A 24,256-nucleotide genomic window follows, 5' to 3' on the forward strand; every position below is an offset into this window, starting at 1 on the left:
ACCGCGGCAGCTTCGGCTTCCGGCTCGCTGTCGGACTCGTCCTCGTCCTCGTCGTCATCCTCGCTGCGATAGGGCACGCTTTCGGCGGTGATCACCTTCTGCACCGGCGGCTCGCCGTCGCTGCGGGTCTTGCTGCGCTCCAGGCTGAAATCGGACGGGCCCAGCTCGTCGTCGTTCTTCACCAGGACGCGAATGCCGTAGCGGCCCTCGATCTCCTGCAGGACCTCGCGCTTGCTGTTCAGCAGGTAGATCGCGACGGTGGTGGGGACGATCAGCGTGACCTCGGCGCTGCGCTCGCGGATGCCCTCGTCCTCGGCGGCGCGGATCGCCCTGATCGCGGCCGATTCCACCGACCGCACATGGCCCTGGCCGTCGCAATGCGGGCAGACCACCATCGACTGCTCGACCAGGCTCGGCCGCAGCCGCTGGCGGGACATCTCCAGCAGCCCGAAGGAGGAGATCCGCCCCACCTGGATCCGGGCGCGGTCCAGCTTCAGGCATTCCTTCAGCTTGCGCTCGACATTGCGGGCGTTGCGGCCGTCGTCCATGTCGATGAAGTCGATGACGATCAGACCGGCCATGTCGCGCAGGCGCAGCTGGCGGGCGACCTCTTCGGCCGCCTCCATGTTGGTCTTGTAGGCCGTCCCCTCGATGTTGTGCTCCTTCGTGGAGCGGCCCGAATTGACGTCGATGGCGACCAGCGCCTCGGTGGCGTTGATGACGATATAGCCGCCGGACTTCAGCTGGACGGTCGGATAGAACATCTCGTCCAGCTGGTTCTCCACCTGATAGCGGTGGAACAGCGGGATCCGGTCCTTGTAGGGCTGCACCCGCTTCGAATGGCTGGGCATCAGCATCTTCATGAAGTCCTTGGCGTGGCGATAGCCGTTCTCGCCCTCCACCAGGACCTCGTCGACATCCTTGTTGTAGACGTCGCGGATCGCCCGCTTGATCAGGTTTGCCTCCTCATAGACCAGGCAGGGCGCCATGGAGGCCAGGGTCAGTTCGCGGATATTGTCCCAGGTGCGCAGCAGGAACTCGAAGTCGCGCTTGATCTCCGCGCGCGTGCGCTCCATCCCGGCGGTGCGCACGATCATGCCCATCCCCTCGGGCACGTCGAGCTCGCCGGTGATCCCTTTCAGCCGCTTGCGGTCGGTGGCGGAGACGATCTTGCGGCTGATGCCGCCGCCATTCGGCGAATTCGGCATCAGGACGCAGTAGCGGCCGGCCAGCGACATATAGGTGGTCAGCGCCGCGCCCTTGTTGCCGCGCTCTTCCTTCACGACCTGCACCAGCAGGATCTGGCGCCGCTTGATGACTTCCTGGATCTTGTAGCGACGGGTCAGGGGCCGGCGCTTGCTGCTGCGGCGGCGGACCTCGTCGACCGCATCGCCGCCGAAGGCCTCGACCTGGTCGTCCCGCTCTTCCGCCGGACGGTCCTCGTCATCGACCTCGGCCAGCATAAGGGCCTGCGGCTCCTGCGTGCCGTCGACATCCCCGGCTGCGTCCCCTGCGGCGGTCGGCTCATCCCGCTGCGGCCGGCCGTCGCTCCCCGCTTCGGTGTCCTGGTCGCCATGCGCCACGGCCGAGGTTTCCCGGTCGTCGTCATACCGGTCCTCGTCATACCGGTCGTCGTCGTCCTGGTCGCCGTCATGCCGGCTGTCCGTGTCGGCAGCGGCCGGCTGCCAAGCCCCGGCATTGCCCCCGGCATTACCCTGCGGGTCCTCGTCCGCGCCAAAGCCGAACAGGCGCGCCACCCGCCGCAGGCCGCTGCGCTCGGGCAGGGTCGCTGCGGGCAGGTCGGCAGGGGAGGCAGGCTGGGCCGAAGCCTCCGGCTCGGCGCGAGCATATTCGTCGTCGCCGGTCGGGGCATCCGCCGCCCCGGCAGGAAGCGCCGCGGCAACCTGGCCGGCGGGGGCTCCCTCCTCGGCCGTGGCATCGCCGCTGCTGCCGGCATCGCTACCCTGGGTCTCGCCGCCCTGGGTCTCGCTGCCCTGGGTCTCGCTGCCCTGGGCGTCGCGGCGTCCCCGGCCGGCGGCCGCCCCCTCCTTGCCGGAGGTCTCTTCCTCTTCTTCCTCGTCGTCGTCGTCATCCTCGTCGGCAGCGGCGGCTTCGGCCTCCTCCTGCTTCAGGCGCTCCCGGTCGGCGACGGGGATCTGGTAGTAGTCGGGATGGATTTCGTTGAAGGCGAGGAAGCCGTGCCGGTTGCCGCCGAAATCGACGAAGGCGGCCTGCAGCGACGGCTCGACCCGGGTGACGCGGGCCAGGTAGATATTGCCCTTGAGCGGACGCCGAGCGGCGGTCTCGAAGTCAAACTCCTCGACCCTGTTCCCCTTTACGACGACGACCCGCGTCTCTTCTTCGTGGGTCGCGTCGATCAGCATGCGTGTTGCCATGTGTAGACGTGCTCCGTAGCGGTCGGACCGCTGCCGCGCCGCCAGGGCGCAGCAAGATCGGACAGCCGCAAAGGCGGGCAATCCGGCCGCTTGTAGGTGGGGGCGAGCGGCGCGGGCGCGGTCGCGCGGGCATTGGGATGCGCGCGGCAGCGTGGCGTTCGGTCGCCGGGATGGTTGTGTCTGCGCGGTCGGTTCTCGGCCGTGGCGAACATGCCCGGCCCTGGGCCCCCGGCGTCCGCGCGGGGCGCCGTCCGGCGGCGATGGCGCCGGGCCGCGCAGGCCCTGCGGTATCGTCCGTCCTGGAAATGTGGGGCAGGTTCAGATGCATTCCTTGCCGACTCTGTCGGGTTTCTCCTTGCCGCCGCCGGCCGGGGACCCGGTTCGACGGCGGCCGATCCGCCTCCGTCCCTGGCCTTGCGGTCCGGAGCGAGGGCGTTTGCCGCTGTTCCCGGCGCTACTCCTGGCCGAAGCGACCTGACAGGGCAGGTCCGCTCGGGCGGCTGAGGGCGGCGGGAACCGCGGCAGCATCCGGCATATCCGGTTCGCCAGACATGTCACGCCAACGCTGGGATTCGGTCCGAGCTTCGCCTCTGTGCCAAGCCAGCGACGGGCCGCCTCCGAAGGGGGCGGCGGGCAACCAGCATAGCGGTTGATGCATGGCCGGCACCGGCCCGTCCCTCGGCTTCGAGCCTCGGCTGATCGGGCAATGGCCTGGCAGCAGCATCGGCAGAGGGCGACGGCAGGGCGATGTCTGGCCCTTCGATGCCCTGGATCCGTGTCAGGACCCTGAGATGCAGTGCAATTGTAAACCGCAGTGCGGCAATATGCCAGTGCTCCGCGCTGCATTGCGGCGGGCCGCTTCACAATCGCCGGATCGCGGCCGACGGAGGGACGGTTTCCTTGTGTCTGAAGCTCCGCATTGGCAAGATCTGGTAGAGTGATGCGCCCAAGGCCCAATATGTCTATGACCGGTCACATTCTGCCACGTGCCATGGCATGGTCGCGATCCGTCATGGCCCGACCTCGGGCTTCTCTCTGCCTGCCGGTCTGGGCCTGTCTTCTGGTCGCGGCCTGCCTGTTGCTGCCGCTTCGCGATGCCATGGCGTCGCCGGTCGTCCATGCGGCACGAATCGGCGAACATGGCGAAGTCACCCGCTTCGTACTGGAGACCGACCGTCCGCTGGACGGTCATCTGTTCTACCTGCAGAACCCGGACCGGATCGTGCTCGACCTGCCGGAGGCGGAGTGGGAACTGTCGGCAGCGGACGGCGATGCCATGGGCGGCTTTACCGGTCGCGGCGTGATCCGCGCCTTCCGCTATGGCCTGTTCCAACCCGGGACCTCGCGCCTGGTGCTGGACCTTGCCCGACCCGCGACGGTCGCGCGGCAGTTCCTGCTGCAGCCTGCCGGCGCCATGCCCCATTACCGGTTTGTCCTGGACCTGGAGCCGGCCGACAGAACCGCCTTCGGCCGGGCCGCGGGGAGCACGGCGCCCAAGGTGCAGCGGGCGGCGATTCCCGCGCCGGCGGTGAAGCCGCGCGGCGACACCGACAGGCAGGTGGTGGTGATCGATGCCGGCCATGGCGGCGTCGACCCGGGCGCGATCGGCATCAGCGGCCTGCACGAAAAGGACGTGACCCTGGCTGTCGCGATCAAGACCGCCAACCTGCTGCGGCGCAGCGGCCGGTATGACGTCTACCTGACCCGCGACCGCGACGTCTTCCTGAAGCTGCGGGAGCGGGTGGCGATCGCGCGTGCGCGCGGCGCCGACCTTTTCGTCTCCATCCATGCGGATTCGGTGGGAGATCCCTCGGTGCGGGGCGGTGCCGTCTATACCCTGTCGGAGACCGCCTCCGACAAGGAGGCGGCGGCCCTGGCCGCGCAGGAGAACAAGGCGGATCTGATCGCCGGTGTCGATCTGGGTGGCGAAAACGACGATGTTGCCTCGATCCTCATCGACCTGGTGCAGCGGGACACCAAGAACCGCTCGGCGGAGATGGCCAGCTTCACCGTCGACGAACTGCGACAGCAGGCGCGAGTGCGCACGCGCCCCCATCGCTTTGCCGGCTTCCGGGTGCTGAAGGCGCCGGACGTGCCCTCGGTGCTGGTGGAACTGGGCTTCATGTCGAACCGTGACGACGAAGCGATGCTCCGCGGCGATGCGGGCCAATTGCGACTTGCGCGCGCGATCGCGGCGGCCATCGACCGTTTCCTGGCGCGGCGGGAAGCGGCGGTCCGCCAATAGGCCCGCGCCGGACGAGGACGGGGGGCAGGCATGCGCCGGGAACGGCCGGCTGTGGCGCGGGCGCCACATCATCGCCATATTGAGCGCGCTAGGCTGCGCTCCGGGAACCGGTCCGCCGGTCCCGCGGTTCACCCCAGGGTCCCATGAGCATTCTCAGATTCTTCTCCTTCCTCGTCCTGCTCGGCGTCATCGGTGCGATCGCCGTCGCCGGGGTCGTGGTCTACGGGCTTTGGCACTACGGGCGCGACCTGCCGGAATATGCGCAGCTGGCGGAATACGAGCCGCCGGTGGCCAGTCGCGCCTATGCCGGCGACGGCCGCCTGCTGGCGGAATTCGCGCGCGAGAACCGGCTCTACGTGCCGATCGAGTCGATCCCGAAGCGGGTGAAGGACGCCTTCCTGGCGGCCGAGGACAAGTATTTCTACGACCATAAGGGCGTGAACTTCCTGTCGATCGGCCGGGCCGTGCTGCAGAACGTTCAGAACTACCTGGACAACCGGCGTCCGGTCGGCGCCTCCACCATCACCCAGCAGGTGGCGAAGAACTTCCTTCTGACCAACGAGGTCTCCGTCGACCGCAAGGTGCGCGAGGCGCTGCTCGCCATGCGGATCGAGAAGGCGCTGTCCAAGGACCGGATCCTCGAACTCTACCTGAACGAGATCTTCCTCGGCCACCGTTCCTACGGGGTCGCCGCCGCCGCGCTGAACTATTTCGACAAGACCCTGGAGGAGCTGACCATCGAGGAGGCGGCCTTCCTCGCCGCCCTGCCGAAGGGGCCGAGCAACTACGATCCCGAGCGTCACCCGGCGCGCGCCAAGCAGCGGCGCGACTGGGTGATCGGCGAGATGGCCGAAGCCGGCTTCATCGGCGCGGCAGAGGCGGTGGCGGCGAAGGCGGTACCCCTGACCCTGCGGCCCCGCCGCAAGGTCGAGACGGTGGATGCCGACTGGATCTCCGAGGAGGTGCGCCGCACCCTGCTCGACCGCATGGGCGAGGAGGCGGTCTATGGCGGCGGCCTGATGGTCAGCAGCACCGTCGATCCCGATCTGCAGGCCCTGGGCGAGCGGGTGCTGCGCGACGGCCTGGAAGCCTATGATCGCCGGCACGGCTGGCGCGGCCCGCTGGCCGAACTGTCGATGGATGCCCTCGCCAGCGATCGCGCGGCGGCGGCGGCCCTGGCCGAACTGCCGGACAGCAAGGGGCTGCGGCCGGGCTGGGAGCGGGCGGTGGTCACCGATATCGACGCCAAGGGGGTGGGTATCGTCTTTGCCGACGCCCGCAGCGGCCGCATTCCCTTCGCCGCGATGGAATGGGCGCGCCCCTGGCGGGAGGAGCAGCGGGTCGGCCGCGAGCCGCGCAAGCCGTCGGACGTGCTGAACCCCGGCGATGTGGTGGCCGTGTCGCCGCGCAGGAACAAGGAAGGCGCGGCCGTCGAGGGCGAATTCGCGCTGGAACAGGTGCCCGACGTGAACGGCGCCCTGGTCGCCATGGACCCGCATACAGGCCGGGTGCTGGCGATGGTTGGCGGCTGGGACTTCCAGTCCAACCAGTACAACCGCGCCACCCAGGCCAGGCGGCAGCCGGGCTCCGCCTTCAAGCCCTTCGTCTACGCCGCCGCGCTGGACAGCGGCTATACGCCGGCCACGATCGTCGTCGACGGGCCGATCTCGCTGCCGCAGGGACCGGGCCTGCCGGACTGGACGCCGACGAACTATTCCAACCGCTACTACGGCCCCTCGACCATGCGCCTGGGGCTGGAGAAGTCGCGCAACCTGATGACCGTGCGCATGGCCCATGACATCGGCATGGAGAAGATCGTCGACTATGCCAGGCGGTTCGGCGTGGACGAGAACATGCCGGCGCTGCTGGCGATGTCGCTGGGCTCCGGCGAGACGACCCTGATGGACATGTCCGCCGCCTATGCCGAGTTCGTCAATGGCGGCAAGAAGATCACGCCGACCCTGATCGACCGGGTGCAGGACCGCAACGGCCGCACGGTCTATCGTCACGACACGCGGCCCTGCGACGCATGCGAGCCCCTGGACTTCGCCACCGCCGAGGTGCCGCGGATTCCCGATACCCGCGAGCAGATCATCGATCCGCATACCGCCTATCAGGTCGTCTCGATGCTGGAAGGGGTGGTGCAGCGGGGCACCGGCGCCAGGATCAGCGCGATCGGCAAGCCGCTGGCAGGGAAGACCGGCACCACCAACGATTCCAAGGATGCCTGGTTCATGGGCTTCTCCCCCGACCTGGTGGTCGGTGTCTTCGTCGGCTTTGACGATCCGAAGACCCTGGGCCCGCGGGAGACCGGCAGTTCCGCGGCCGTCCCGATCTTCAAGGCGTTCATGGAAGAGGCGCTTGCCGACGATCCCGGTACGCCGTTCCGGGTGCCGCCGGGGATCCGCCTGGTCCGGGTCAATGCCGCGACCGGCGAGCCCGCCCGCTATGGCGACACCAAGACGATCCTGGAGGCGTTCAAGCCGGGCACCGAGCCCAATGCCCTCGACCGGCCGCGCGGTGCCGCCTGGGGAAGCGGTGGCTTCGATGACGGCGACGGGATCGACCGCGCGGGCCTGAGCGGGACCTCGGCCGCCCCGGACCGCCGTGAGGCCGTCACCACCGGCACCGGCGGCCTCTACTGACCCGGATGGCCGGGCCCGGCCGCGGATCTGGTCTTGCAGCCCGCGACGATGACCGCTATCTGACCGTTCCCGCCATCGGCCGGCCCTGGACCCGCTTCCAGCCGCCAGCCGGCGGCCACTATCGAATGGGTGTTTCAACATGCGAGCGGAAACGCAGACGCTTGTCGACCGGATCAAGCAGGGGCTGGCCCTGCTGAGGAGGCATCTTTGACTGGGATAATGCCCTTCTCCGGCTCGATGAGCTGAACGCCCTCTCGGAGAATCCCGAGCTCTGGAACGACCCCGCGCGCGCGCAGGACCTGATGCGCGAGCGCACCCACCTGCAGGATGCGATCGCAGCCCAGCAGCGGCTGGAGCAGGAACTGGACGACCAGGTCGGCCTGATCGAACTGGGCGACGAGGAAGGCGATGCCGATGTCGTCGCCGAGGCCGAGGCTGCGCTGGAGAGTCTGCTGCAGGATGTCGACCGGCGGCGCCTGGAAAGCCTGTTGTCCGGCGAGGCCGACGGCAACAACGCCTTCCTGGAGGTGCATGCCGGTGCCGGCGGCACCGAGAGCCAGGACTGGGCGGAGATGCTGCTGCGGATGTACACCCGCTGGGCGGAAGCCCATGGCTACGGCATCGAGTGGATCGAGGAGAGCGCCGGCGAAGAGGCCGGCATCAAGTCCGCCACGATCAAGGTCAAGGGCCGCAACGCCTATGGCTGGCTGAAGACCGAGAGCGGCGTGCACCGCCTGGTGCGGATCTCGCCCTTCGACTCGAATGCCCGCCGCCATACCAGCTTCGCGAGCGTCGGCGCCTATCCGGAGATCGACGATACGATCGAGGTGGAGATCGAGGACAAGGACCTGCGGATCGACACCTATCGTGCCTCCGGCGCCGGCGGCCAGCACGTCAACCGGACCGACAGCGCGGTGCGGATCACGCATGAACCGACCGGCATCGTGGTGCAGTGCCAGAACGATCGCAGCCAGCACAAGAACCGGGCCGCGGCGATGAACATGCTGCGGGCAAGGCTTTACGAGCTCGAACTGCAGAAGCGCGACGCCGAGCGCCAGGCGATGCACGAGTCCAAGTCGGATATCGGCTGGGGACACCAGATCCGGTCCTACGTGCTGCATCCCTATCAGATGGTGAAGGACCTGCGGACGAGCACCGAAACCTCCAATGCCCAGGGAGTGCTGGACGGCGACCTCGATGCCTTCATGGCGGCGGCGCTCAGCGACCGCCTCGGCGACAGCGACACGGACGAATAGGCCGCCGGCGGTCCCGACCGCGAACGAGGATCGTCAGGCGTGATGCTGTTCGTTCTGGCCTATCCCGAACTCGCTCCCGAAGCCGCGAGCGCGATCGAGGCGCTGCGGCGCCGGCATGAGCCGGACAGGGCGGCGCTGGTGGCGGTCCATGTCACCCTGGTCTTCGGCGTCGCGGGGATCCAGGTCGATGCGCTGGTCGCCCATGCGGCTGCGATCGCGGCGACGGAGCGTCCCTTCCCCTTCACCCTGGACTCCACCGAACCGTTCATCGGGGCGGGGGAAGCGAAGCTCTTCCTCAGGGTGGGGCAGGGCGACGACAGCTTCCGGCGGCTCCATGCAGGGCTCTATACCGGCATCCTGGCACCGCACCTGCGCAGCGACCTGCCATTCGAACCGCACATGACGATCGCGACGGTGCGTCAACCCGTCACCCTGGATTCCGCCCAGACCGATGCCGGCCGCCTCGACCTGCCGCTGGCGGGCAGGGTGCGGGCCCTGACGGTGGCCGCCCTGGACGGTCCGGTCCTGCGCGACCTGGAGCAGTTGTCCCTGGCCGGCTGACGCTCCGGCAACTCCGGGTCCTCAGGCGGTGGCCCAGAACGCAAGCAGCGTGGACGCAGGCTAGAGCATTCCCGGGTTTGCAGGAAAACCTGTCGTTCTCCGGCGTGACCCGTCCACGGGCTTCGCCCGTAAACCCCATTCCGCCAGCCGCTCAGAAGCCGCAAGACTGGTGGAATGGATCCCGGCTCAAGGCCGGGATGACGATCGAATTCGCGTCGCCGTTTCTACCCAAGTTGGGGACGCTCTAGGTCGTGCGGCGGCGAAGGACAGGGCCGCCGCACGCCGGTGATCAATCCTTGCGGAAGCCCCCGTCGGGCTTGGCGACCGCGACCGCGACATTGCTGCGGTCTTCTTCCTGCGCGCGCCGCCAGGGCGGCGTCGTGGCAGGTGCGTTGCCGAACTGCAGCGGTGCGCCATGTTCGGTGGCCAGCACGGGCTTGCCCGGCTCCATCGCCAGCGTGTCGCCGCTGCCGGCCTCCTCTGCCTTTGCCGGGCCGCGCTCGACCGCCTTGCCGGCGCTCTCGCGCGGGTTCTCGGTGTTCTGGCACAGGCCCTGGATGAAGGCGCCCGCCTCCACCGACATGGTGCGGTGGAACACGTCGCCGTGGATCTTGGCGCTGCGCTCGATCGCCACCGTGACCACCCGGAGGCAGCCGGTGACCTCGCCACGGATCAGGGCATCGTCGGCAACGACCTCGCCCAGGATCCGCGCGCCTTCGCCCAGGGTCAGGCGTTCCGCCTTCACATCACCGATGACGGTGCCGTCGACCTGGATCTCGCCGTCGCTGTCCAGGTTACCGGTTACCGTCAACCCGCTCGAGATCAGCGATGGCGGCCCGATCGACTTGCCACTGGCCGACTTTTTGCTGGTCTTTTTTGCTTGTCCGGAAAACATCTCGTCCTGCCCGAATGAAGTTCATGGGATTTAGTGCGTTTTCCTGGTAGCGGACCTCATAGTGCAGATGGGTCCCGGTGCTGCGTCCGGAACTGCCCATCGTGCCGATCTTGTCGCGGAAGTCGACAATGTCGCCTTCGGAGACCATCAGCCGGTCGAGATGCGCGTACCGTGTCGTGATGTCGAAGCCGTGGTCGATCTCCACGAAATTGCCGTAGCCGATCTTGCGGCCGGCGAAGATGACCTTGCCGGATGCGGTCGCCAGCACGGAGGTGCCGCGGTCGTCGGCGATATCAAGTCCGGAATGGAACGCCCTGCGGCCGGTATAGGGGTCCTTGCGGTAGCCGAAGCTGGAGGAGAAGCGGCCGGTATCGGTCGGCCGCACCAGCGGCAGATGGCGGAGCAGGGTGCGCATCGCGTCGAGCCGGGCGAAGCGGCTGTCCAGGGCCTCGACCCCGGCGCCGAAGGCACCCGAGGGTTCGACATCGGCGCGGGTCAACGCGGCCTGGACAAGGGATTCCTCTTCCTGCCACTGCCCCAGGGTTCCGTTCGCCCAGGCGGTCTTCAGGTCGACGGCCTTGGCGCCGATCCCGGCGCCCATCACGAACTTCGGCGGCCCGAACTCCGGCAACCCGAACTCCGGCAACCCGAATTCCGGCGGCCCGAATTCCGGCGGCATGGCACCGACTTCGGATGCGCTGCTGTGGAACGGTCCGCCGACGCCGTCGGCCCTGGCGGCGGCCTCGGGCAGGAGCCGGCCGAGCAGGCCGTCGATATCCAGGCCGGTCAGCTTCAGGCTGCCGTACAGGGTGTTGATTTCATCGTCGGTCTGGCGGCCGGCGCGGTTCAAGATCTCGGCCTGGCGGGCGACCAGGTCGGAGATCTCGCGCTCGATCTGCGCCTTGCGGCTTTCCGCGCCTTCGAACAGGTCCAGGCTCTGGCGGCGGGCGATCTCCGCCTCGACCAGGCTGGCATTCAGCCGGGCGATCTCGTAGCGCAGGTCCCTGTGTTCGGTGCGGGCCTGCAGCAGCTGCTGCTCGGTTTCCGCCAGGCCGTCGTTCAGTGAAGCGATCTGGTCCTGTGCGGAGGCGTAGCGCCGTGCAAGGGAATCGTTGCTGCGCAGCAGGGCTTCCGACCGCTCGCGCTCGGCAATCAGCCGGTCGTCCATCATCGCCAGCTCGATGCCGGAATAGCCCAGCCACCCGCACAGGGCCGTCACCGCGAGGGCGATCGCGGTCTGCGACTTCCAGCCAAAGTTGAAATAGCGGACTTCACCGCGGCTGCGGTAGATCAGCTGTCTGTCCGGGAATGCACGCCGGAAATTGCCGGTCCCGGAAAGGCTCTTGCCTCCCCTCATGACCCCCCTCGTCTCTCAGATCTGGTCCGAACCGGGATCCCGCCGCGCTGCCGCGACAATGGACCCGCCCCATCGAGCTGTTGCATCCATCGAGCTGTCGCATCCATGGACCTGCGCGACCGCCACACCGCGCAGCCTTTCCGGGATCCGCCGCCCTTCGGCGCCGGATCCCCGCCCGGCGGACTTCCCGGATCCGAACTCCGCCGCAGACTATGACAAAAAGCAGGGTGGCGGCGCAACCTTGCCACCGGCACCCGATACCTAAGGTCGCGCCTCAGCCGGCCTGGACCGCGGCAAGCACCTCGTCCGCATGGCCGGCCACCTTCACTTTCGGCCAGATCGCCTTGATCCGGCCGTCGGTGCCGATCAGGAAGGTCGACCGCTGGATCCCCATCGAGGTGCGGCCGTACATCGTCTTCTCGACCCAAACGCCATAGGCCTCGCAGACCTCGCCCTCGGTATCGGCGACCAGGCGGATCCCCAGCTCATGCTTGGCGATGAACCTGTCATGCTTGGCCACACTGTCCTTGGAACATCCAAGGATCGTCACCTTTGCCTTCCTGAAGGCGGGCAGGGCCTCGGTGAAGGCGATCGCCTCCTTGGTGCAGCCGGGCGTGTCGTCCTTCGGGTAGAAATAGAGGACCACCGGCCCCTGCTTCAGCGTCTCGGCGAGCGAGATCTCGCCACCGCCATCCGCCGGCAGGGTGAAACCGGGTGCCGTGTCGCCGACCGACAGACTGGTCATGATCTCGCCGCTCCCTTGTCGCTCATCGTTGCGCCGCGCGGCGGGTCCGTCCCGCGCCGGCGCTCCTGTCGACACATAGCCCGTTCGCTCGATCCGGCAAAGCGGCCCGTTCCGGTGCCGGCCGCCCGCCCGCATCGCCATGCCGCCGCCGGCTTCAGTGTCCGGCCTCCGCCGCCGGGAGGCCGCGCGGCCCTGCAGCGGGCGACCGGCGCCGGACCATGGTCGCCAGCCAGCCGAAGAACAGTCCCGTCGCCAGCGCCGACAGGTCGAAGCCGGCGAGGACCCAGTCGCCCGCAGGCAGGGTGATGCCCAGATGGCGGTCCGTGGTGAGTGCATTCACCACCGGCAGCAGCGCGAACCCGCCGGCGGCCAGCGCGCAAAGCTCCGGCCAGGCGCGCGGCAGCGGACGCCAGATCGCGTAGAGGAAGCAGAGGCCCCAGGCGATGAACATCGCATTGGCCTCCCAGGGGCCACGGTCCGGGATGCCGACGGGCAGCAGCCGGTTCGCCCAGAAATAGGCGGCGATGCCGACCGGCAGGCCGATGATGGTGCCGAGGTTCAGCACGTCCACCGCGCGGATGCCGGGATGCGGCCGCCCGGCCCGGCCGAACCCGGCGAGCTTCGCCTTCCGCTTGCTCGACCAGAGCAGCAGCCCGGTGGCGATCATCGCCGTTCCCGCCAGGCCGGCCAGCACGAAAAGCGCGCGCAGGACCGGACCGGCGAAATGCGCCTCGTGCAGGCCCAGCAGCAGGCCGGTAAAGAGGCCGGTACCGGTGCGGATGTCCTGGTCGACGGCCGTCAGGGCGCCGCTGGCGCCGTCGAAGCGCAGCATCCGGCGGGTCCGGCTGACGGTCATCTGCTCGTGGTAGAAGGAGACCCGGGCATTGTCGCGGCCGGGATTGTCGATCGTGATGAATGCCGTGCTGTGGGGGCCCCAGCGACGCTCGGCCTCCGCCAGCATCGGCGCCAGCGGCGCCAGCGCCGCGGCCGGGCGGTCGGCACCGCGCTCCGCCTCCTCGTAGCCATAGGCCTGCGCATAGACCCGGTCCCGGGCGGCGCTGTCGGGATAGAGCGCATCGACCGCCACCGGCATGTAGGAAAAGGTGAAGAAGACCAGCCCCGACCAGGTGATCATCAGATGGAAGGGCAGGGCGCTGACGCTCAGCAGGTTGTGGCCGTCCAGCCAGCTGCGCTGCCCCCGGCCGGGGCGAAAGGTGAAGAAGTCGGCGAAGATCTTCCGGTGCACCACGATGCCGCTGAGGATCGCCACGAACATGAACATCGTGGCGATGCCGACGATGCGGAAGGCCCAGTCGTAGGGCATGTAGTGCAGGGCGTGGTGCATCTGGTAGAGCAGGTCGCCGCCACCGGTCGCCCGCACGCTCTGTTCCGCCGGCAGGCCGGTGCGCGGGTCCAGATGCTCGTGGTGGAACCTGCCGCGCCCCTGGCTCGCCGCCGGCCGGTCCCGCCAGCCGATCGAGAAGTCCGCCGCCGCGCGGCCGGCGGGCATGCGCACCAGCCAGTATTCCTCCTCCCCGCCGCGGGCATGGTGGCGGGCCTCCGCCAGCGCCAGCATCTGCGCCGCGGCCGGCCCTTCGGCACTGCTGAGCGGCAGTTCCGGGCGCATCCAGCGGTCCACCTCGGCATTCACATAGCCGAAGGTGCCGGTCAGGAAGACGAAGAACAGCAGCCATCCCGTCAGCAGGCCGGCCCAGGTATGCAACCAGGCCATCGACTGGCGGAGCGTTTCCTTCATTTTTCCCTCGAGCGATGGGACTGGGGGCGATGGGACTGGGGGCGGTGGGCCTGGGGGCGGTGCGGAGCCGGCTATCGCCCGCGCCGTGGCGTGCGCAGGGTCACCATCATCGCGACAGCCAGTGCGGCGACGGTGATCAGGGCGAACCAGAGCACCGGGCCGATGGCCCAGCCGGCGCCGGCGATACTGGTGGCGAAGGCAAGTGCCAGCAGGCTCCATCCGGCGGTTCGAAGGCCCAGGGCGCGGCGCGGCGGTAGGGGCCGGCCCAGGATGTCGCGATGATGCTTGTGCATCGCCAGCGCCAGCAGGGCGAAACCCAGGAGCGCAAGCAGCAGGGCGAGAACCTCGGTCACGATCCGACCTCCACAAGGAGCAGCGCGACGGCGGCGGCCGGCGGGACGGCGGCAATGGCGAGCCAGAGCCAGGCGCGCCGTGCGCTGCGGGCATGAAACACGGCCATCACGATGCCGGCGAAGATCGGAAAGGCGGCGATCGTTGCCACGAGCAGCGCTTCCGGCCGGCCGATGCCGAGCAGCGGCAGGAGCGCGGCTGCGGCGAGCACCAGCAGCGTCGCATAGGCATAGCCGCCCACCACGGCGGCGAGAATCCGGGCTGCGAGCGACAGGCGGCGCGCCGCTGCGGCGGTCATCGGCCGGCCTGCACCGCCGGGGCGCCCTCATGCCTGCTGCCCAGCAGCACCGGCGCCTGTCGCCACGGCATGCGGGAGAGCCAGCCAAATGGCAGCCCGGCCCAGCTATGCAGCCAGGCCATCGACTGGCGGAGCGTCTCCTTCATGTCACCTCTGTCAGCGAGAGCGGTGCAGTCAGTCTGTGATGTGCTGGCGAATTCGCCGGATGATATCGTTTATGAAATGCATTCGCAATTGCAGTACGATGCCCAGCCCTGGATCGGGACCCCCGGGGCGGCAGTGTCGCCGGCGCGGCCGGAACGGCTGCCGTTCAGGCCGCACAAGGTCCAGCTGTACCGCTTCCGGTTTGCCGCTTCCTGGAGCATTCCCGGATTTTCGCCAGAACCTGTCGTTCTCAGGCGTGACCCGTCCACGGGCTTTGCCCGTGAACCTCAATCCGCCAGCCGGTCAGCTGGCGGAATGGACCTCCGATCAAGTCGGGGATGAAGAACGGGGTGGGTGACCGCTTCCAGCCCCGGAAGCTGCGTCTGGGTTACGATCGGATCGCGGGAGATGGCACCGCCGCGCGGGCGTTGGCCGTTGCCAGCAGGTCGCTTGCCACCCCGTACTGTCGCGGCTCACGCGTTCCCGGCGCGGCGCGGAAGCCTAAGGCGACCGGAGACGATCGTCAGTTGTGGAGCGCGGTGTTCCCGGCCTCATCACCTGCGGCAGCGGATGCGGCATGGGCTGCCTTCGCGTCGGAAGCCTCCCAGACCATCCGCTTGCCGCGTTCCCGGCCCAGCAGCTCGATCGGGTCGTGATTGTCGATATGCCCGAACTGGCCCTTGTAGACGCTGTAGCCGCAGAGCTCCTGCAGCCGGCGGGGGAAGGTGACCGCGACCTCGCGCGGGATGCCGAGCTGCAGGTTTTCCTGCTGGCGCATCCAGCCCCAGCAATAGGCGCAGGAGAAGGCATAGCGGCGCCGGTCGGAATTGTTGCTGCCGGCGCCGTGCCAGAGCGCGCTGTCGAACAGCATGATGCTGCCCGCCGGCATCGTCGCGGCCACGGTGTCGTAGTCGCGGCCATAGTCCGGCGCCCGGTCCAGGCGATGGCTGCCGGGCACGATCCGGGTGGCGCCGGTTTCCTCCGTGAAGTCCGACAGCGCCCAGATCGCGTTCAGGGTGATCGGCATATGCGGCCGCGGCAGCGGCAGCAGCTGGGTGTCGGCGTGCAGCGGCTGCGCCGCCTGGCCGGGGCCGACCACCAGGGAACAGTAGGAGGACAGCAGCAGCTCCGGGTCCAGGACCGCCTCCGCCACCGCCAGCACATCCGCATGCAGCGGCACCTGCCAGAACGCCGGGTCGTAGGTCAGCAGGTTGTTGATGCGGACCGTGTTCCGCCCCTCGAAGCCGGTCCGGGCCGGCCCCAGGCCGTGGTCGCGCTGGATGCGGTCCAGCGCGTCGATCAGCGCCGCGACGGCGTCCGGCGCAACCGCATCCCGCAGCACCGTGAAGCCATCCTCCCGCAGCCGCGCCAGATGGCCGTCGACAGCATCCTTCTTCATCATCGCCAGTTCCCGTCCCGGAGCCGCCAAGTGCGGCGCAACGATCCGCCATGGCGGACGGCAGGGTCAAGCGTCGCCCTGTGTCCGCACCGTCAGCTCTCGGTGCCTTCGCCCAATGTCCGAACGTAGAGGTCGATGACGGCGTCGCGCGCCGACCGCAGGTCGCTGCTCAGAGTCTCGAAGTCGGTCGCTCCGGCGGCCCGCGCCAGGGTGACCTGGAACTGCGGCGAGTCCATGTCGGTGGTGCCACCGCGCCCGGCGGCCAGGCGCTGGGCGATCATCACCGTATTGGCCAGGTCGCGGGCGCGCCGCAGGGCCGCGGCCTCGTCCGCGGTCAGGGCGCCGGCCGCGACCAGTGCTGACACAGCCGCGCCGGCTGCCGGCGTTCCGTCGCCCTGGGCCGGGGTGGTGGCCGCCGCGTGGATCAGTGCCAGCGACTGCCAGATGAAATCCATGTCCGCCAGACCGCCTGGGCCATGCTTCAGGTCCCACGGCGCCGAGCCGGGATGGGTTTCGCGCATGCGGCGCCGCATGGCCGCGGCATCGGCACGGACGCTGTCGGCATCGCGCTCCCTGGCGAACAAGTCGTGGATCTGCGCGGCGAGGTCGTCCGCCAGGCTCTCGTCGCCGCAGACCAGCCGCGCCTTGGTCAGCGCCATCAGCTCCCAGGTCTGGGCATCCTCGGCATAGTATTTCGCGAAGGCTGCGAGCCGGGTGGCGACTGGCCCCGACTTGCCGGAGGGGCGCAGCCGCATGTCCACTTCGTAGAGGCGTCCGTCCGGTGTCATCGCCGTGACCGCGGAGATCAGCCGCTGGCTGAGGCGCGCGAAATACGTCCCCGCGGCCAGCGGCTTGGGGCCGTCCGAGGCCTCCGCATCGGCCGCATGGTCGTAGACGAAGACCAGGTCCAGGTCGGATTCCGCCAGCATCTCCCGCGCGCCGAGCCGTCCCATCGCCAGCACGACGAAGCGGCCGCCCGGCAGCCGTCCGTGGCTGGCCTCATGCTGCGCCCGGGCATTGGCCAGGGCGGCGTCGAGGGCGCAGTCCGCCACATCGGTCAGCCAGCCCATCGCCTGGCCGATTTCCGCCATACCGTGCAGCGCCTGCACGCCGGTCTGCAGTTCGCGGTCGCGCACCCAGCGGCAGGCCGCGCGCAGCACATCCTCCTCGTGCCGGGCATGGGACAGGCGGGTCTGCAGCTCCGCCTGCAGCTCCCCCCGGTCCGGCAGCGGTGCGTAGAAGTCCGAATCCAGCATGGCGTCGAACAGGATCGGATAGCGGCTCAGATGCCGGGCGAGGTCCGGGAAGCCCCCCATGATCTCCGCCAGCAGGCCCAGCAGCGAGCGGTTCGCCAGCAGCAGCGCGAAAAGCTGGATGCCGGCCGGCATGCGGGACAGGAACTCGTCGAAGCCCTTGAAGGCCAGGTCCGGGTTCGGCGTGGCGGCAAAGGCGGCCAGCAGGTCCGGCATCAGCCCGGTCAGGCGTTCGCGCGCGGCCCGGGTCTTCAGTGCCGGATAGCGCGACCGGTGCCAGTCGCGGACGATCCGCGACACCGCCTCCGGGTCGCCGAACCCCATGCCGGCCAGGTTTTCCAGGGTGTCGGGATCGTGGTCGGTACCGGTGAAGACCAGGCTACCGCTCTGCCGTGCCTCCGGCTCGGGGTCGGCGAACAGTTCGTCGAAATGGCGCGACACCATGGTCAGCACCCGGGTCAGGGTGGCCTCCAGCGCGGCGCGGTCCGGAAAGCCCATGAAGGCCGCATAGCGGGACAGCGCCTCTGCCTCCGCCGGCACCTTCTGGGTCTGCTGGTCGTCGATCATCTGCAGCCGGTGCTCGGCGATGCGGAGGAAACGGTAGGCATCCTCCATCTCGCGACAGGTCTGGATGTCGATGCGGTCGATGTCGGCAAGGGCGTGCAGGGTTGCGACCGTGCCGCGCAGCCGCAGTGCCGGCTCCCGGCCGCCGGCGATCAGCTGCTGGGTCTGGGCGAAGAATTCGATCTCGCGGATGCCGCCGCGGCCGACCTTCAGGTCGTGGCCGGCCGCCGCGATCTGGCCATGCCCCTTGTGGCTGTGGATCTGGCGCTTCACCGCCATGATGTCGGCGATGGCCGCGAAATCCATGTTGCGCCGCCAGACGAAGGGCGTGATCTCGTCCAGGAAATGCCGGCCGAGATCCAGGTCGCCGGCACAGGGGCGCGCCTTGATCATCGCCGCCCGTTCCCAGTTCTGGCCATAGCTTTCGTAATACGAGATCGCGGCACCGACCGGCAGCGCAACCTGCGTCGCACCCGGATCCGGCCTCAGCCGCAGGTCGGTGCGGAAGACATAGCCGTCGCGGGTGCGGTCCTGCAGCAGCCGGGTCAGCGCCTGGGTGGCCCGCACGGCCGCCTGCTGCACCGCGTCGGCGGGCCGTCCGAGCCATTTGCCCAGACGCTCCGCGTCGTACAGGGCGATCACGTCGACATCGCTGGAATAGTTCAGTTCCCCGGCGCCGAGCTTGCCCATCGCCAGAAGCACGAAGCCGCAGCCGTTCAGGTCGGCGTCCTGCGGGGCCTCGGTCGTCGCCTGGGCGGCCAGTGCCGATTCCAGGGCCACACCGATTGCCGCGTCGGCGAACGCCGACAGCGCCGTCACGACCCGGTCCAGCGCCCAGGCGCCCGACAGGTCGGCCAGCCCGACGATCAGCGCCGCGCGGTTGCGCGCCTGCCGCAACAGCGGCGCCGCCTCTTGCGGGCGCAGCCGCGCCCCCGGCGCCGGCAGGCCGTCCAGCAGCACCTCCAGGCAGCGGTCGGGACCGTCCAGCATCAGGTCGGCCCATTGCTCCGGTGTCCGCAGCAGGCAGGCGGACAGGAAGGGGCTGTTGCCGAAGACGGCCGCCAGAAGGGCCTCCGCGTCCGGCTGCGCCTGTGCCTGCTGCAGGCGCGCGGCGGCATCGCCTTCCGCCGCGGCGACCAGCTGTTCCAGCCGCTCGCGCCCGCGCGCGACGGCATCCTCGTCGGCCGCGGCCGGCGGCAGCCGGCATTCGGCGGCGATCGTTCCGTTGCCTGCGACGGAACCCTGCACGGCGTTCTCCCTTTATCGTTCGGGGCCGGCCTGCGATCGGCGGCATGGATGCTCGCCGTTGCAGGATATTGTGGATATCCTGCAGCCAGTCCCACATTCCGGGGTGATTCTAGTTGCGGGCGGGCCTTGCTGCGACCTGTCTCCAAATGGCTGTACCGTGGCCTCGCGGCCGGACTGGCGGGCCTGACGGTTCTTCTGGCCATGCTGTTCTGGCGCCTGGCGACAGCGGGACTGAGCCTTTCCTTTGTGACGCCCTACGTCAACGCGGCGCTGCAGGATGCCGTGCCGGGCTACCAGGTGGCCGTCGGCGATACGGAACTGTTCTGGCAGGGGCTTGACGCGCCGGTCGGGGTGATCGCCTCCGATGTGCGGGTGGCGGCCACAGGCGCGGGCTCGGCGGTGACGATTCCCCGCCTGCACCTGGATTTCGCCGCCGCCGCGCTGCTGCGTGGCGAACTCAGCCTGACCCGTGTCGAAGCGGACGGCGCGCTGCTGAACCTCACCCGCAATGCCGACGGCGAACTGGGCCTGGCGGTGACGCCGAGCGATGCGACCGAGGGCGGGCCGCCCGGCGAGCCGTCGATGCAGCTGGAGGCGGAGGATCCCGGGCGCCTGGCGGCCGGCGCCGATCCGGAGCGGGCCTCGATGCTGGCGAATATTGCCGGCGAGCTGCTGCAGGCGCCCAGGGACCAGGCATCCAGGGACGGCGGCACCCTGGCCGGGCTGGACGCGGTGGGCGTGACCGGGTCGCGCCTGATCGTCGACGATGCCGTGACCGGGCGCTCCTGGCAGGCCGACAATGTCCGGATCGCCGCTGAACGCGGCGATACCGGCATCGTCCTGCGCGGCGCCATGGATCTGGATCTGGGCGACGGCCGGCGCCTGCCGATCAGCCTGACCGGATTTCACCGGCGCGGCAGCAACGCCATCGACGCCCGGGTCGCCGGCGGCCCGGTCTATCCGGCGGAACTGGCCACCGGCGGCCAGGACGACTGGTTGCAGACGGTGGATGCGCCATTGCTGTTCGAGGCGGGGTTCCGGTTCGACGGCTCCGGCCTGCCGGCGGTGATCGACGGCCGCATCACCGGGGCCGTCGGGCGCCTGCGCCTGCCGTCCACGATGGCGGAGGCGCTGCCGCTGTCCGACCTGGACCTGCGTTTCCGCCTGCACCCGCGGACGAAGCGGTTCGACGTCACCCGCCTGTCGGTCAACCTTGCCGGTGCGCCGCTGTCGGGGCAGGGGGCGCTGACCTGGTCCGGCACGGCGCTGGAGCCGCTGGTGCCGGAGGCGCTTGTCGCGGCGGTAGCGGCGCCGCGGCTGGAAAGCGTGGAGTGGCGCGGGCAGGTCGGACCGGTCCGCGGCGTCAGCCTGCGCGACGGCCGCCTTCACGTCGCGACCGACGGGGTCCCGGAACCGCCCAGCGGGCTGCCATCGGCCATGGTCGCGCTGGAGACCCCGCTGGACCTGAGCCTGGCCTACCAGGCCGCCGGCGCGCGGCCGGGCGTGCTGCGCGCCGAGGCCACAGTGGCAGGCGCCCGTCTCGACCTGCCGGCCTATTTCGACCATCCCCTGAGCCTGACCGACCTGGCTGTCGGCCTGCGCTTCGACGCGGCTGCCGGCCGGTTGGATGTCGGCCATGCTGCACTGCAGGCGGAGGGGGTCGCCGCGTCCTTCAACGGCAGCCTGGACCTGGCGGAGCAAGGCGCCGGGGAGCGCGGCGGCGACGGGACGGGGCAGCCGTGGCGGCACCTGACGCTGGAGGGCGATTTCGGCAGCATGACCCTGGCGCAGCTGCTCGCGCTCTGGCCGAAGCCGTTCGCTGCCATCACGCGCGACTGGTTCGAGGCCAATCTGGAGCAGGCGCTGCTCCAGGCGCCGCGGATCGAGGTGGACATGGCGGCGGCCGACCTGACGGCCGGCGACCTGCCGGAGGGCAGCATCGACCTGCGCTTCGGCCTGGCCGATGCCGTGCTTCACTACCTGCGGCCGATGTCGCCGATCCGGGGCATGTCGGCAGAGGGCCGCCTGACGCAGGATGCCTTCACCCTGACCGACGCGGCCGGGACCCTGGACGGCATGCGGATCAGCGACGGCTCGGTGACGATCGCGCGCCTGCAGGAGCCTTTGCCGCTGGCGGACATCCGCTACCGGATCGAGGGCGCCATCGCCGGCATGCTGGCCCTGCTGGGCCAGAAGCCGCTGGAACTGCCGCAGCGGACCGGCCTGGAGCCGGGGGCGGTCGGCGGCAATGCCGGCCTGGACGTGAGCCTTGCCTTTCCGCTCCGGGACGGGCTGGACATGACGGACATCGCCTTCGGGATCGCCGGCCCGCTCAGCGGCGTCGAGATGCGGGATGTGATCGGCGATATCGACCTCAGCCGCGGCGCCCTGCAGGTTAGCGCCGACCGCGACGGGCTGGACGCCAAGGGCGAGGGGCGGCTGGCCGGCGTGCCGGCGGGGATCGAGTGGCGGCAGCCCATCGATAGCGGCGACCCGGCCCGGTTCCGCATCCGCGCCAGGCTGGACGACCTGCAGCGTGCGCGCTGGGGCGTCGATCTGGAGCCGTTCGTCACCGGCCCGGTCGGCGCCGATCTCACCTTCCTGGAGCGGGGCGGCGGCAGCTGGGAGATGGGCGCCAGCCTGGACCTGGAGGCCGCGCGCCTGGCGGTGCCGGCGCTGCACCTCGACAAGCCCGCAGGCACGCCGGCGACGGCGGCCCTGCGCGGCGAGGTCGGGCCCGACGGGGTCAGCGCCCTGTCCGTCGACAACCTGGTCGGTCCCGACCTCGGCGTCACGGCGCAGGTGAGCCTGGCCGACGGTGCCGTCAACCGGGTCGACCTGTCCCGCCTGGAGATCGGCGCCTCGGACATGTCGGGCTGGGCGCAGGCCAATCCGAACGGCATCTGGTCGGTCTTCCTGCAGGGGGCGCAGGCCGACCTGAGGCCCTATCTCGACGGCATGGCCGACGGCGTCGATGCGGAAGGGGCGGCCGGCCGGCGCACGCCGCCGCCGACAGGCGTCAGCGCGGACCTGGTGCTGAATGTCAGCCGGGCGATCATCACCGACGACTTCGTCACCACCGACCTGGCGATGGAGGTGGGGTTGCGCGACGGCCTGATCGAACGGCTGCAGGGGCAGGCGGTGCTGCCGGCCGAGCCCGCGGGCGTCGGCGCTGCCGGGGCGGGACCCGGCACGATCCGGCTGCGCGCGGCCCGCGACGGGCAGAGCCTGCGCTTCGCCCTGAACAGCGACGATGCCGGTGGCTCCTTCCGCAGCATCGGCTTCGACAAGATGCGCGGCGGCAGCCTGGTGGCGGTCGGCACGGCACCGGTCAGCGATCCGGGGCGGATCTCCGCCCGCGCGGTGGTGCAGGACACCCGCATCGTCGAGGTGCCGGAGCTGGAGGCGCTGGTGTCGGATCCCTCGGAGCGTGACGCGGCGGGGGCGCCGGCGGGCCGCGGCGTGCCGGTGGAGGTGGCGGAGATGGAGGTGGCGCTGGAGGGGGCGACCCTTCTGGTGCGCGAACTGCGTGCCCGCGGCCCCGGCATCGGCATCACCCTGCAGGGCGAGATCGGCCTGGAGGTGGATCGCGCCGCCCTGACCGGCACGTTCGTGCCGGCCTATGCGCTGAACAATGCCTTCGGCGAGATCCCGATCATCGGCGACCTGCTGATCGGTCGCGAGGGGGAGGGGCTGATCGGCTTCACCTTCCGCGTCTCCGGCCCGCTGGATGCGCCGGATGTCGACGTCAATCCGCTGTCGGGCCTGGCGCCGGGCTTCCTGCGCCGGATCTTCGAGTTCACGCCGCCGAACCTGGGCGGCCCCGATGGCTGATCTGGCGGTTGATCTGGCGGCTGAAGCGCGACCGGCGGCAGGCTATTCCGCCGGACGCACCAGGATGTGCCGCTTGCGCCCCGCGCTCAGCTTTATCGAACCCTCGCCGCCCAGCGCGTCCAGCCCGATCGCCTCCATCTCGCCGGCCACCGCCCGGTCGTTGATGCGAGCGCCGCCGCCCTGGATCAGCTTGCGGGCGGCACTGTTGGAGGCGGCGAGGCCGGCACGGGCGAACAGCTGGAAGGCCGGGATGCCGGCGGCCAGGTCGGCACGAGCGACCTCGACCACCGGCAGGCCGGCGCTGGCGGTGCCGGCCTCGAAGGTTTCCGCCGCGGTCCTTGCCGCCTGCTCCGCCGCCGCGCGACCATGGCAGAGGGTCGTCGCCTCGTTGGCGAGGACCTTCTTCGCCTCGTTCAGCTCCGCGCCCTGCAGCGCCTCCAGGCGGGCGATCTCGTCCATCGGCAGTTCGGTGAACAGCTTCAGGAAGCGGCCGACATCGCCATCCTCGGTATTGCGCCAGAACTGCCAGTAGTCGTAGGGGCTCAGCGCGTCCTCGTTCAGCCAGACCGCGCCTTGCGCGGTCTTGCCCATCTTCGCGCCGGAGGCGGTGGTGATCAGCGGGCAGGTGACGCCGAACAGTTGCGCATCCTCGATCCGCCGGGTCAGCTCGATACCGTTGACGATATTGCCCCACTGGTCGGAGCCGCCCATCTGCAGGCGGCAGCCCAGGCGCCGGTACAGCTCCAGGAAGTCATAGGCCTGGAGGATCATGTAGTTGAATTCCAGGAAGGTCAGCGGCTGCTCGCGCTCAAGGCGCATGCGGACGCTGTCGAAGGTCAGCATGCGGTTGACGGAGAAATGCCGGCCCACATCGCGCAGCAGCTGGATATAGCCCAGCTCGTCCAGCCATTCCGCGTTGTTCGCCATCACCGCGTCGCCCGGCCGGTTGCCGAAGGTGACGAAGTTGGCGAACTTGGCCTTGATGCTGTCCATGTTGGCCCCGATCTGGGCCTCGGTCAGCAGCTGCCGCGTCTCGTCCTTGCCCGACGGGTCGCCCACCTTGGTGGTGCCGCCGCCCATCAGCACGATCGGCTTGTGGCCGGTGCGCTGGAACAGCCGCAGCATCATGATCGAGAGCAGATGCCCGACATGCAGGCTCGGCCCGGTGCAGTCATAGCCCACATAGGCCGTCAGCCGGCCGGCCAGGGCCGCCTCGTCCAGCCCCTCCATGTCGGTTGCCTGGTGCAGGTAGCCGCGTTCGGTCAGAACGTGCAGGAAGTCCGAGCGTGCCCCGGTCATGACGATATGC

16 protein-coding genes are annotated in these 24,256 nt (G+C 69.7%); 5 read left to right on the top strand and 11 right to left on the bottom strand.

Annotated elements, in window-relative coordinates:
- Window positions 1-2,396: Rne/Rng family ribonuclease (locus tag ACFOGJ_RS05745; protein ID WP_379898841.1), on the bottom strand; the 2,396-nt coding region annotated here is incomplete at its 3' end.
- A 1,012-nt stretch (window positions 2,397-3,408) separates the two neighbouring features.
- Between ACFOGJ_RS05745 and ACFOGJ_RS05750 the strand changes: the two genes are divergently transcribed.
- The 4 genes from ACFOGJ_RS05750 (at window position 3,409) to ACFOGJ_RS05765 (ending at window position 9,103) form a co-directional block, all read left to right on the top strand.
- Entirely contained in the window at window positions 3,409-4,641 is a 1,233-nt protein-coding gene (locus ACFOGJ_RS05750; RefSeq protein WP_379898843.1) for an N-acetylmuramoyl-L-alanine amidase, read from the top strand.
- Between the two features lie 143 nt (window positions 4,642-4,784).
- The gene (locus ACFOGJ_RS05755; RefSeq protein WP_379898845.1) at window positions 4,785-7,286 is read left to right on the top strand and encodes a penicillin-binding protein 1A; all 2,502 of its coding nucleotides are present in this window, start codon (window positions 4,785-4,787) and stop codon (window positions 7,284-7,286) included.
- A gap of 139 nt (window positions 7,287-7,425) precedes the next feature.
- A protein-coding gene (prfB, locus tag ACFOGJ_RS05760) for a peptide chain release factor 2 (RefSeq protein ID WP_379898847.1) occupies window positions 7,426-8,542 on the top strand; the annotation gives its coding sequence in 2 pieces (ribosomal slippage) (window positions 7,426-7,494 and window positions 7,496-8,542; 1,116 coding nt in all).
- A 42-nt stretch (window positions 8,543-8,584) separates the two neighbouring features.
- On the top strand, window positions 8,585-9,103 hold the full coding sequence (locus ACFOGJ_RS05765) for a 2'-5' RNA ligase family protein (protein ID WP_379898916.1): 519 nt from the start codon (window positions 8,585-8,587) through the stop codon (window positions 9,101-9,103).
- Between the two features lie 289 nt (window positions 9,104-9,392).
- Here the strand turns inward: ACFOGJ_RS05765 and ACFOGJ_RS05770 are convergent, their stop codons facing one another.
- From ACFOGJ_RS05770 to ACFOGJ_RS05810, 9 genes are all read right to left on the bottom strand, one after another.
- Window positions 9,393-9,914 (bottom strand): bactofilin family protein, encoded by a 522-nt coding sequence (locus ACFOGJ_RS05770; RefSeq protein WP_379898849.1) that lies wholly within the window; start codon window positions 9,912-9,914, stop codon window positions 9,393-9,395.
- Window positions 9,898-11,355, bottom strand: a complete 1,458-nt coding sequence (locus tag ACFOGJ_RS05775; RefSeq protein ID WP_379898850.1) for a peptidoglycan DD-metalloendopeptidase family protein — start codon at window positions 11,353-11,355, stop codon at window positions 9,898-9,900. The genes ACFOGJ_RS05770 and ACFOGJ_RS05775 overlap by 17 nt, the downstream gene beginning before the upstream one ends.
- A gap of 274 nt (window positions 11,356-11,629) precedes the next feature.
- Complete coding sequence (locus ACFOGJ_RS05780; protein WP_379898851.1) at window positions 11,630-12,100, bottom strand: peroxiredoxin; 471 nt, start codon at window positions 12,098-12,100, stop codon at window positions 11,630-11,632.
- 154 nt (window positions 12,101-12,254) lie between these two features.
- A complete protein-coding gene (locus tag ACFOGJ_RS05785) occupies window positions 12,255-13,856 on the bottom strand; it encodes a PepSY-associated TM helix domain-containing protein (RefSeq protein ID WP_379898852.1) in 1,602 nt (533 codons plus the stop codon).
- Between the two features lie 71 nt (window positions 13,857-13,927).
- On the bottom strand, window positions 13,928-14,209 hold the full coding sequence (locus tag ACFOGJ_RS05790; protein WP_379898853.1) for a DUF3325 domain-containing protein: 282 nt from the start codon (window positions 14,207-14,209) through the stop codon (window positions 13,928-13,930).
- Complete coding sequence (locus ACFOGJ_RS05795; protein ID WP_379898855.1) at window positions 14,206-14,505, bottom strand: DUF3649 domain-containing protein; 300 nt, start codon at window positions 14,503-14,505, stop codon at window positions 14,206-14,208. The genes ACFOGJ_RS05790 and ACFOGJ_RS05795 overlap by 4 nt, the downstream gene beginning before the upstream one ends.
- Entirely contained in the window at window positions 14,502-14,651 is a 150-nt protein-coding gene (locus ACFOGJ_RS05800) for a hypothetical protein (protein WP_379898856.1), read from the bottom strand. The genes ACFOGJ_RS05795 and ACFOGJ_RS05800 overlap by 4 nt, the downstream gene beginning before the upstream one ends.
- Window positions 14,652-15,172: 521 nt before the next feature.
- The gene (locus ACFOGJ_RS05805) at window positions 15,173-16,051 is read right to left on the bottom strand and encodes a phytanoyl-CoA dioxygenase family protein (RefSeq protein WP_379898857.1); all 879 of its coding nucleotides are present in this window, start codon (window positions 16,049-16,051) and stop codon (window positions 15,173-15,175) included.
- 89 nt (window positions 16,052-16,140) lie between these two features.
- Complete coding sequence (locus tag ACFOGJ_RS05810) at window positions 16,141-19,113, bottom strand: bifunctional [glutamine synthetase] adenylyltransferase/[glutamine synthetase]-adenylyl-L-tyrosine phosphorylase (protein WP_379898858.1); 2,973 nt, start codon at window positions 19,111-19,113, stop codon at window positions 16,141-16,143.
- A 201-nt stretch (window positions 19,114-19,314) separates the two neighbouring features.
- On the opposite strand from ACFOGJ_RS05810, the gene ACFOGJ_RS05815 reads away from it, so the two are divergent.
- Entirely contained in the window at window positions 19,315-22,947 is a 3,633-nt protein-coding gene (locus ACFOGJ_RS05815) for a YhdP family protein (RefSeq protein WP_379898860.1), read from the top strand.
- A gap of 42 nt (window positions 22,948-22,989) precedes the next feature.
- Here ACFOGJ_RS05815 and tyrS read toward each other — a convergent pair whose 3' ends face one another.
- The gene (gene tyrS, locus ACFOGJ_RS05820) at window positions 22,990-24,246 is read right to left on the bottom strand and encodes a tyrosine--tRNA ligase (RefSeq protein WP_379898862.1); all 1,257 of its coding nucleotides are present in this window, start codon (window positions 24,244-24,246) and stop codon (window positions 22,990-22,992) included.
- Window positions 24,247-24,256: the final 10 nt, after the last annotated feature.

It is taken from the genome of Marinibaculum pumilum, from assembly GCF_042646425.1.
In the GTDB taxonomy this organism is placed as follows: Bacteria; Pseudomonadota; Alphaproteobacteria; order Ferrovibrionales; family Ferrovibrionaceae; genus Marinibaculum; species Marinibaculum pumilum.

Bases quoted from the DNA above. Each gene is read 5' to 3' on its own strand.
- ACFOGJ_RS05815 (WP_379898860.1), top strand. From the start codon at position 19,315: ATGCTGTTCTGGCGCCTGGCGACAGCGGGACTGAGCCTTTCCTTTGTG.
- ACFOGJ_RS05780 (WP_379898851.1), bottom strand. From the start codon at position 12,100: ATGACCAGTCTGTCGGTCGGCGACACGGCACCCGGTTTCACCCTGCCG.
- ACFOGJ_RS05800 (WP_379898856.1), bottom strand. From the start codon at position 14,651: ATGAAGGAGACGCTCCGCCAGTCGATGGCCTGGCTGCATAGCTGGGCC.
- ACFOGJ_RS05775 (WP_379898850.1), bottom strand. From the start codon at position 11,355: ATGAGGGGAGGCAAGAGCCTTTCCGGGACCGGCAATTTCCGGCGTGCA.
- ACFOGJ_RS05765 (WP_379898916.1), top strand. From the start codon at position 8,585: ATGCTGTTCGTTCTGGCCTATCCCGAACTCGCTCCCGAAGCCGCGAGC.
- ACFOGJ_RS05755 (WP_379898845.1), top strand. From the start codon at position 4,785: ATGAGCATTCTCAGATTCTTCTCCTTCCTCGTCCTGCTCGGCGTCATC.
- ACFOGJ_RS05805 (WP_379898857.1), bottom strand. From the start codon at position 16,051: ATGATGAAGAAGGATGCTGTCGACGGCCATCTGGCGCGGCTGCGGGAG.
- tyrS (WP_379898862.1), bottom strand. From the start codon at position 24,246: ATGACCGGGGCACGCTCGGACTTCCTGCACGTTCTGACCGAACGCGGC.
- ACFOGJ_RS05750 (WP_379898843.1), top strand. From the start codon at position 3,409: ATGGCCCGACCTCGGGCTTCTCTCTGCCTGCCGGTCTGGGCCTGTCTT.
- ACFOGJ_RS05785 (WP_379898852.1), bottom strand. From the start codon at position 13,856: ATGAAGGAAACGCTCCGCCAGTCGATGGCCTGGTTGCATACCTGGGCC.
- ACFOGJ_RS05795 (WP_379898855.1), bottom strand. From the start codon at position 14,505: ATGACCGCCGCAGCGGCGCGCCGCCTGTCGCTCGCAGCCCGGATTCTC.